Raw genomic sequence first — 9,501 nt, 5'->3', positions numbered from 1 at the left:
GGCTTGGCTATATGGCCTGCAACAGCTTGGCGTGGACCCGGATGATCCATTGTCATTGGGCTTCATGCTCAGCGACACGTGGGGAGCCGGACTGACTGAATGAACTACACCATGCCCGCTGCAACAGCGGGCATGGTTTTTCTGGAATCCGACCGGGATGCTACCGACCCTTATCAAGAAGGTTTCACCCTGTCCGATACCTGGATGGGTAATGTGTGGCCCCATGGCTCCTGCTCGACTGTGCAATGGACGGTGCGGATAGAGGGCCGCAAAAAAACAAGGTCCGGCCTGTATGATAGAGGCCAGACCAATCGAGACCTGATGATGCCAAAAGATAACGAAACCGAGAGCGCCCCCCGGCGCCATAGCGGTCGCTACATTTACGAAGAACTGCGCAAGCAGATCCTCACGCTCCAGCTGAAACCTGGTGTCCAGCTGGACGAGGTTTCGCTCGCAGCTCAATTCGGCCTCTCGCGCTCGCCCGTTCGCGATGCACTTGCTCGACTGATCACTGAAGGACTGGTGGTCATTCTTCCTAACCGCACCACGTTGGTTACACCGTTCGAGATCGAGGAATTCCCTAACTACATCTCGGCGCTCGACTTGATTCAAAGGGCGGTTACGCGATTGGCGGCTACTCAGCATCGTGCAGGGGATCTAGAAGCGATCAAACAGGCTGATGCCCGCTATCTGGAGGCGGTGACAAGCGGTGACTTCCAGGCCATGTCCGAATTGAACAAGGCGTTCCACATGGCAATCGCTCACGCTGGGAGAAACCCTTACTTCATCACCTATTATGAGCGGTTACTAGGCGAAGGCCAGCGCTTACTCCATCTGCACTTCGATCATGTCGTCAGCTCCGCAAGCGCTCACCGCCTTGGCCGCGACCATGATGAAATAATCCAGGCCATCGCTTCTCGGGACGCTGATGCCGCAGAAGCCGCCGCTCACGAGCATACGATGCTATTCCAGCGTCGATTCCTCGACTACATGCAGCAGAACCTGACAGCTCGGATGTCAGTGGCTTAGATTGTCCTGCTCATCGCGTCAAAGAATGGCCCGCCTTGAGGCGGGCCGTGAACGATGCCGATTTATCTAGCACTTACCGCCGCCGCGGTACTGCCCTCTGCATGCTCTATGAGCTCTTGTCACAAGCCACCCTCCAACGACTGGTTGACAGGCGCTTGTCACTCCGGCTAGCTTTGCACACAAATCTGCATACATTGCCAAGCCCTGCAAGCTCACAAGAAAAACGTGCGAGGTCAAAATGAGTAGGTTCACCCGTAAAGTCGTCATCGTTACCGGCGCGGCCGGTGGTATCGGTACCGCCATAGCCCAGCGATTTGCCAGTGAAGGCGCAACGGTCGTAGTCAGCGATGTCAATATTGACGCGGCTCAGAACGTGGTCGAGGCCATACGGAAAGAAAATGGGAATGCTGTAGCAATCGCTGCCAACATCGCTGATGGAAACGAATGCAGGGCACTGGTCGAGAATGTCTTTTCCCAAATGAAGCGGATCGACGTCCTCGTTAACAACGCCGGTATCAACCGCCGCGGTGATCTGCTGGCATTGAGTGAAGATGACTGGCACAGCAGCTTTGCCGTCAACATCGACTCAATGTTCCACCTCTGTCGTGCTGTATTGCCGATTATGATCGAGGCTGGAGGCGGTGCCATTGTAAACACTGCTTCTCAGTGGGGGCTGTACCCGGCGCCTGGGCACATTGCGTATAACGTGACCAAGGCGGCGGTGGCCTCGTTCACACAGAACCTGGCGCGCGACTACGCGCCTCACAAGATCCGGGTAAATGCCGTTTGCCCTGGCGAGATCCACACGCCGATGCTGGAAGCAGGCGTGCTGCGCTCAGGCCGCACGATCGCCGACCTGGACCGCCTGGTACCGTTCGGTCGCATTGGCAAACCCGAAGAAGTGGCCGCACTCGTGGCGTTTCTAGCCTCGGACGAAGCAGCCTTCATGTGCGGCTCCCTGGTTGAAATCACAGGGGCTCAAGCAGTAGCCTGAATGCCTGACCAGCAAACTTTGGGGGCTGCAATGCAACCCTCAAAGTCGGTAAACGGGCCCTATTGGAACTTGTATTCCAACCCCGCCCCCGCATACCACGAGCGGCCGGGCGCTGCTTCGTAATAGCGCCCGTTGCTGTCCCCGACAATTACTGACCCCACATACTGCCGGTCGAAGAGGTTGTCCAGGCGTACCAACTGGTGGAACGTCCAGGCCCCGACATGCTGCTCAAAGCGCGTGCGCCAGTTGAACACGGCATACGCCGGTGCCGGCTTGGCAGTATTGCTATCGTCCACGTACACCTGGCTGCGGTACTGCCCCTCTAGCCCCATGCCGATGGACGACACAGGCTTCCAGGCCAGCTCGCCATACAGGTTGTCGAGCGGCACGCCGGGCAGCCGGTTGCCACGTTCGATGGCCTGGCTGACATCCTCTGCGTAGCGGGCATCGGTGCGGGTATACACCCAGGTGGTCTGCCAGTGCTCGCTCAAGTCACTCTGCAGACTCGCCTCAAAGCCACGCCGTACAGTACGCCCCGCATTGCGATAGCTGGTACGGCCACTCGTGGCGCTGGCAACGACAATTTCGTCATCGGTATGAATCTCATACACCGCCGCATTCAGCCGCGTGCGTTCGCCAAGCCGATACTTCACACCCACTTCATACTGCATGCTGGAGGCTGGCTTGAGGCCGAAGTTGAAGCTCTCGACCTCACCCGGCGCATAGGCCATCTCGGCCTGTGTGGGGGTTTCGAAGCCTTTGCCGACACTCACATAGCCGCGCAAATCAGGCGAGAAGGCGTACATCACCGAAAGCGACGGGGTGGCTTGCTGGTATTTTTTCGAACCGCTGGAGTCACCGTTGGCCAGGTAATGGTCGTCCACGCGCATTTTCATGCTGCTGTAGCGCAGTCCCAGTTCGCTGGTCCAATGGCCAATTTCCCAATGCGCCTGCATGTAAGGGTCCATGCTGGTGGCTGTGTCCTGCTCGTCACGGCGCAGCTCACCTTTGACGCCCAGCTGGTCGCCGCTGAAGTTCTGGAAGCCGCGGCGGTCATCTTTGCTTTGGTCGTAATCGGCGCCGACAGTGAATGTAAAGTCGCCGGGCACGTCGACCACCGGCTGGGTCCAGCGCAAGGTGCCACCGTGGAACTCGCGGTCGAAGTCGACGACCCCGCCGCCACGCTGGCTGTTGGAGGCAACGGTTCTGGGGATGGACAGATACTGCACCACGCTGCGTCGCCCTGCGTACAGGTTGAACTGCAACGTGGCATCGCCAAAGTAGCGCTCGTAGTTCATGCCCAGTTGCTGGTGGTCGATGCTCTTGCGCGTGTTATAGGTTTCAGCCACCGCGGCCCTGGAACGCGGGTCATGCTTGTAGGCATCCCAGGTCTGCCCCAGCGGGTCCTGCGTATTGTTCTGCTCCAGGCTGCTATAGATCAGCGCCATGCGCGAGTCGTCGTCGGGCTTGAAATTGACCTTGGCGAAGGTCTGGTCCCGGCGCGCGGCGCTGTGGTCGCGGTAGCCATCGGTATCCATGCGTGAGGCATCCAGCACGAAACCGGCGGTGTCGTTACCCCCCTCAGCCGACAGGTGATTCTTGTTGAAGCCGTCGCTGCCGAAGGTGGTTTCGGCGCCGACACGGGTCGGCCCTTGCCCGTCTCGGGTGAACATCTGGATCACCCCACCGGCGTTGCTGCCATACAGCGTCGCGGCCGGGCCGCGCAACACTTCGATGCGCTCGGCCACATCCAGGTTCAGCGTGGCCGCCTGACCTTGACCGTCGGGGGTGCTGGCCGGGATGCCGTCACTGAGCAGCTTGATGCCGCGAACGCCAAATGCTGAACGTGCGCCATAGCCCCGTGAGGAAATCTGCAGGTCTTGCGCATAGTTCTGCCGGTTCTGCACCACCAGACCTGGCACCTTGGTCAGCACTTCTGACAGGTTCACGCCCAGCTGGCCATCGGTACCTCTGGAGAGGTCCACAGTATCGACCGAAAACGGCAGGTCGAAAGTGCTGGTGGGGGCAAACGCGCCAGTGACGACAACCGGGTCGACCACCACTGCCTCTACATCGCCAGATTGCGCGTGAGCCACAGCACTCCCGCCTGTGGCAAAAATACAGGCCAGGCCGGTGCGCAAGCGCACAGCCAAAAAAGAAAAGGGTTGAGACATCGCGAGTTCCTGAACAAAGCCCAGGCCAGTGCTGAACCGGACCTGGGCTAGTCATACAGATCGTTGAGACTTTATGGCAAAGCGTAAGCGATCACACTATCACCGCGTTGATCGGAGTGTGGCGAACCGCCCGCGAAAATCACGACATACTGCTTGCCGGTCTTCTCCGAACGGTAGGTGATCGGGCCGCTCTGACTGCCCACGGGCAGGCGCGACTTCCAGATTTCCTGACCGGTACGGCTGTTGAAGGCGCGCAGGTAGAAGTCCTGCGTGCCGGCGAAGAACAGCAGGCCGGACTGGGTGGCCAGCGATGGGCCAAGGGTCGGCATGCCCAACGGCAGTTTCAGGCCGGTGGCAATGTTCAGCGGGCCGGTGTCCTGCACGGTACCCACCGGCACCTGCCAGACCAGCTTGTGGGTCTTCAGGTTGACAGCCGAGAGCGTACCGAACGGTGGTGCCTGGCAAGGCACGCCTAGAGGCGACATGAAGCGCTCGCGCCAGGTGCCGAACGGCGTGCCCTTCTGCACGATGATCCCCATGCCCTCACTGCTACCTGTGCCAGGCGGGATGTCCTTGGCCGGTACCATGTTGTAGTGCAGCCCCAGGCGCAGGTCGTTGATGAACATCAGATGGGTATTCGGGTCAACCGAGACACCGCCCCAGTTTATTCCACCCAGCGATCCCGGATACTGGATCGCCCAGTCTTCACCCGGCGGCGTGAACACGCCGTCATAGCGGCTGGATTTGAAGATAATGCGGCACATGAGTTGGTCGAACGGCGTGGCGCCCCACATGTCGGACTCTCGCAGCACATCGTTGCCGATGTTCGGCATGCCAGTGGAGTACGGCTGAGTGGGCGAGTACCGCTCGCCAGCCAGTTTGCCCTGGGGCACCGGACGCTCCTCGATACTGGCCAGCGGTTTGCCGTTGGTGCGGTCCAGCAGGTAGATCATGCCTGTCTTGGAGGTGACCGAGACAGCCTTGGACACCGAGCCATCATCGTTGGGGATGTCGTAGATCAGCGGCTGACCGGTGACATCGAAGTCCCAGATGTCATGGTGAACCGTCTGGAATGACCAGACTGGGCGCCCAGTAGCGACGTTGACTGCGACAATCGATGAGCCGTATCTGTCATCCGCCTCAGTGCGAAAACCTGCCCAGAAGTCGGGGGTGGCGTTGCCGGTCGGCAAGTACACCATGCCCAGTTCGGCATCGTATGAAGCGGCAACCCAGACGTTCGGAGTGCCGCGGGTGTAGCCTTCAGGCGAAAGTGGCTCACGGGTGACTTCAGGGTTACCGGGGTCCCAGGCCCAGACCAGGGTGCCGCTCACTGCGTCAAACGCACGCACCACTCCCGGCGGCTCGCCGGTCTCGAAGTTATCGATCACTCGACCACCAACAATAACCAGGTTGCCCGCAAGCAGCGGCGTCGAAGACTGCTGGTAATAGCCAGGCTTGACTTCGCCCATGCCAACCTTGAGGTCGACAGCGCCGTTCTCACCAAAGTTGGCGACAGGCTCGCCGGTGTGGGCATCGATCGCCATCAGGCGCCCATCACCTGTCGGGAAGATCAGGCGCTGCGGGCTGACAGAACTGTCCTGGGCGCCATCGGCGACAGCACCTGGCACCTCGGCGACCTTCTTCGCGGTGGTGGCATCGAAGTAAGCCATGCCACGGCAGCGCTGGTAAGTGGAGTTGCCCTTGCCGGCGGCGAACCGCCAGTTTTCCTTGCCGGTATCAATGTTGTAAGAAATAACGGTGCTGTACGTGGTGCACACATACAGGCTGTCGCCAATCTGCAACGGCGTATTTTGGTCTTCAGCATCGCCCACGCCAGGCACCACAGCTTCACCCGTGTGAGCTGTCCATGCGACCTGAAGGTTTTTTACGTTTTCAGGCGTGATGTCACCGACGCGCGAGAAGCGCGAACCGTGCGTATCGCCGGCCCAGGCACGCCAGTCTCCGGGCGCGCCATTGTCGATTTCAGGTGCAACCTTCTCGGCGGCCGCCACAGCGTCGGCGTCACGGATAATGTTCTTGGGTTCGAAGGCACTGATGCCAGTGGCCACGATCCCGACAGAAGTCAAGGCACCCACTGCAATGGCGGTGACACGCGCTTTGCGCGCTCGCGTGAACAGAGGTACAGAGAATGCAACCGCAGCCGCGATGAACGCGAATGCGAACACGCGCGACAGTAACGGCCAGAACTGCAGGCCAACGTCCCACAGCGCCCATACAACGGTGTACAGCACTGTTACGGCGATCAACAGCACGCCAAGCAAACGTCTGCGAGCGATAAGGCCACCGGCAGTGACCAGCAGCAAACCGGCGATGAGGAAGTACCAACTACCTCCCAGCCAGGCAAGCCAACCTCCTCCCCCAATGAAATAGAGTCCCGCCAACAGAATGATTACGCCAAGGGTCGCAAGCCATGCTCGCGCCAACCGGCTCGGAAACACTTCATTCACCACTTTTACAGTCCTTCACAGGTTACCAAAGGACAAATTGTCGCATGCATACAGATCAGCACACAAATTTGAATCCAGCATTGCGTGCGGAAACTTGTACTGGCATGTCGCCCCGCAATCCACGGAATAGACACGCGCAGCCGTCCGCCCTGGATGATCAGGGGCGCCAGGATAGGGCGAGAGTGGGGTGAAAATCCGCGGTGTTTGTCCGCGCCTAGCACCAAGCCAGGCGCCCAAAGAGGAGTCGGGGAGTGACTATCAACATGAAGGGCGGAGGTCGCACAGGTAGCTCATGACAACGTCTGAAGCATGTTTGAGACGGGACGCTTTTCGCTCGGGCGAATCGAGATCCACGTCCAAGACGTAGGAAAGGGTGTACCGATTGGTAATGGAATAAGCGCCGAGACCTGAGATAGACACATACAGGTCCACCCAGTCTGCATCCTTCCGGAATACGCCTTGGTCTTTACCCTCCTGAAGAATCTGCGAAAGGGCTGCTTTCAAGGGATTGAACATTTGGGAGATGACTGCGGACTTGCGAATGTGAGCCGCCTTATGAAGGTTTTCGGTAGAAAGAAGCAGATGAAAGTCGGGTTGATCTATGAAGTGCTGGACGGTTTTTTCTACCAATTCCCGCATATCTCGCACGGGATCACCCGACAGCGTCAGTTGGTTCTGCCGCTCGCGCATGGCCCCGTAGGCTCGCTCCATCACCTCGATGAACAGCCCTTCTTTGCTGTCGAAGTAATGGTAGATCAGGTTTTTGCTGATCTCGCAGCCCAGCACTATTGCCTCGATGCTCGCGCCGTCGTAACCGTGCTCTGCGAATTCCTGTGTCGCGATCTTGAGGATGTTCTCTCGCGTGACCGCGGCGTTACGGGGCTTGGGCTTAGGGGTCGCACGAACGTCTGTCTTCATTGCTGTCTCAATCCTCTTTCTAGCCGCATCCGGCGAGTGTAACAGCGAGCTTGCTGTTGGGTTGATTCCATTCGCAGCCGTTTGACAGGGTTTGGAATAGATTCTAGCGTATCACTTACTAACTGAACGTCCAGTTAGTTATCACGAATGACCAACCAGCAGATGGAGCAATCATGAGCACTGCACCAAGAACAAAAACCAGCAGAGGCGTAAGGGTTGGATGCGATATCGGTGGCACCTTCACCGACGTCGTACTCGCAATGCCCGATGGCCGACTCTTCGTGAACAAGACTTCTACCACGCCCGAGGACTTGGGCAAGGCCATCGTGCAAGGGCTGAGCGCCCTGCTGCTGCAAGCGGGCGTCGGGCCTGAGGAAATCACCGAGATTGTGCATGGCACCACCACCGCGTCCAACACCATCCTGCAGAAGGTCGGCGCGAAGACCGGTGTACTCACCACGGCTGGGTTCAGAGATGTGCTGGAAATCGGTCGCATCCGTACGCCCACCATGTTCGACCTGTCCTGGAGCAAACCCGAACCGCTGGCTACTCGCCGCTGGAGGCGGGGTATCCAAGAACGCATGAGCGCCACCGGCGATGTGGTCACTGCTCTGGACGAAGAGCAGCTGCTGCATGAAGCTGAATCGCTGATCGACGAAGGCGTTACAGCACTCGCGATCGCTTTCATCAACAGCTACATCAACCCCACCCACGAGCGCCGCGCCAAGCAGCTCCTCCAGCAGCACTTCCCGCAGGTCTTGGTCAGCGCCTCGTTCGAAGTACTGCCGGAAATCAAAGAATATGAGCGCACCAGCACCACTGTGGTGAATGCCTACATTCTCCCAGCCATGCGAACCTATCTGGCCCGACTGCGCCAGGACTTGGAAGCAATGGGTGTGCGCGCCTCGCTGCAGGTAATGGCTTCCAACGGCGGCATGATGGGTATCGCCTCAGCGAGCGAAAAGCCGGTATTCGCCGTTGCCTCAGGCCCCGCAGGTGGCGTGACCGGCGCAGCCCGCATCGGCGCATTAGCCGGCGACAGCAACCAGATCGTCTTCGACATGGGAGGCACTACTGCAAAAGCTGCGCTGGTTGTCGATGGTCAGCCCTCGCTGACCAACGAGTACGAATTCCGGGACGGCATTAGCGCCCCGAGCCGTTTCGTCAAAGGTGGTGGCTATGTGCTGAAAGTTCCGGCCATCGACATTGCCGAGGTAGGTGCCGGCGGCGGCTCGATCGCTTGTATTGATGCCGGCGGACTACTCTGTGTTGGCCCCGAGTCGGCAGGCGCCTATCCAGGTCCTGCCTGCTACAACAAAGGTAACGAGCAGCCGACAGTCACCGATGCCAACATGGTGCTGGGTTATCTCAACCCAGTCGCGCTGGCCGGCGGCAGCTTGCCGGTATTCCCAGAGCTTTCTGCAAAGGCGATCGACCAGCACATCGCAGCAGCGCTGCAACTCGACGTGCTCAAGGCCGCGCATGGCATCCGCCACCTAGCCAACGTCAACATGGCCCGGGCGATCCGCGCTGTAACGGTGGAACGCGGGCTGGACCCTCGTGAAATGTCGATGATGGCGTTCGGTGGTGGTGGCCCGTTACATGCCGTGGCCGTGGCCCGTCTGCTGGGTATCCGCCGAGTGGTGGCACCGATCATGGCTGGCGTTTTCTGTTCTGCCGGCATGCTCACCGCCGATGCCGAACACAACTTTGTGAAAGCCATTCTTCGATCCTTCACCCAATGCGACCTTGACGCCCTCTCGACAGAAGCCATCGCCCTTGGCGACCAAGGCTTCACGGTGCTTGCCAGCGAAGGCTACGGCGCCGACGCTGCGCAAGTTGCCTATTCGGCAGATGTCCGGTATCTGGGGCAAAGCTCGGAACTTACCGTGCCATTGAACACAGCGCAGATCGATGG

At 59.3% G+C, this 9,501-nt stretch carries 6 protein-coding genes; 3 read left to right on the top strand and 3 right to left on the bottom strand.

From position 1 onward, the window contains the following. Window positions 1-99: 99 nt before the first annotated feature. A complete protein-coding gene (locus tag VJS90_RS09025) occupies window positions 100-1,029 on the top strand; it encodes a GntR family transcriptional regulator (RefSeq protein ID WP_324121146.1) in 930 nt (309 codons plus the stop codon). 238 nt (window positions 1,030-1,267) lie between these two features. Continuing rightward, complete coding sequence (locus tag VJS90_RS09020; protein ID WP_324121144.1) at window positions 1,268-2,023, top strand: SDR family NAD(P)-dependent oxidoreductase; 756 nt, start codon at window positions 1,268-1,270, stop codon at window positions 2,021-2,023. A gap of 59 nt (window positions 2,024-2,082) precedes the next feature. Here VJS90_RS09020 and VJS90_RS09015 read toward each other — a convergent pair whose 3' ends face one another. From VJS90_RS09015 to VJS90_RS09005, 3 genes are all read right to left on the bottom strand, one after another. Further along, window positions 2,083-4,197, bottom strand: a complete 2,115-nt coding sequence (locus VJS90_RS09015; RefSeq protein ID WP_324121142.1) for a TonB-dependent receptor — start codon at window positions 4,195-4,197, stop codon at window positions 2,083-2,085. A gap of 71 nt (window positions 4,198-4,268) precedes the next feature. Then, a complete protein-coding gene (locus VJS90_RS09010) occupies window positions 4,269-6,665 on the bottom strand; it encodes a membrane-bound PQQ-dependent dehydrogenase, glucose/quinate/shikimate family (RefSeq protein WP_324121140.1) in 2,397 nt (798 codons plus the stop codon). Window positions 6,666-6,923: 258 nt separating this feature from the next. Then, a complete protein-coding gene (locus tag VJS90_RS09005) occupies window positions 6,924-7,583 on the bottom strand; it encodes a TetR/AcrR family transcriptional regulator (RefSeq protein WP_324121138.1) in 660 nt (219 codons plus the stop codon). A gap of 173 nt (window positions 7,584-7,756) precedes the next feature. On the opposite strand from VJS90_RS09005, the gene VJS90_RS09000 reads away from it, so the two are divergent. After that, window positions 7,757-9,501 (top strand): hydantoinase/oxoprolinase family protein (locus VJS90_RS09000; protein ID WP_324121136.1); only part of this gene is annotated, 1,745 nt, incomplete at its 3' end.

This window comes from Pseudomonas sp. (assembly GCF_035277045.1).
Lineage (GTDB): Bacteria > Pseudomonadota > Gammaproteobacteria > Pseudomonadales > Pseudomonadaceae > Aquipseudomonas.
The sequence above is the reverse complement of the archived record's forward strand: the minus strand, read 5'-3'. Positions and strand labels throughout refer to the sequence as shown.

Excerpts from the sequence above, each read along its gene's own strand:
- VJS90_RS09025 (WP_324121146.1), top strand. The coding sequence starts at position 100 with ATGAACTACACCATGCCCGCTGCAACAGCGGGCATGGTTTTTCTGGAA.
- VJS90_RS09020 (WP_324121144.1), top strand. The coding sequence starts at position 1,268 with ATGAGTAGGTTCACCCGTAAAGTCGTCATCGTTACCGGCGCGGCCGGT.
- VJS90_RS09015 (WP_324121142.1), bottom strand. The coding sequence starts at position 4,197 with ATGTCTCAACCCTTTTCTTTTTTGGCTGTGCGCTTGCGCACCGGCCTG.
- VJS90_RS09005 (WP_324121138.1), bottom strand. The coding sequence starts at position 7,583 with ATGAAGACAGACGTTCGTGCGACCCCTAAGCCCAAGCCCCGTAACGCC.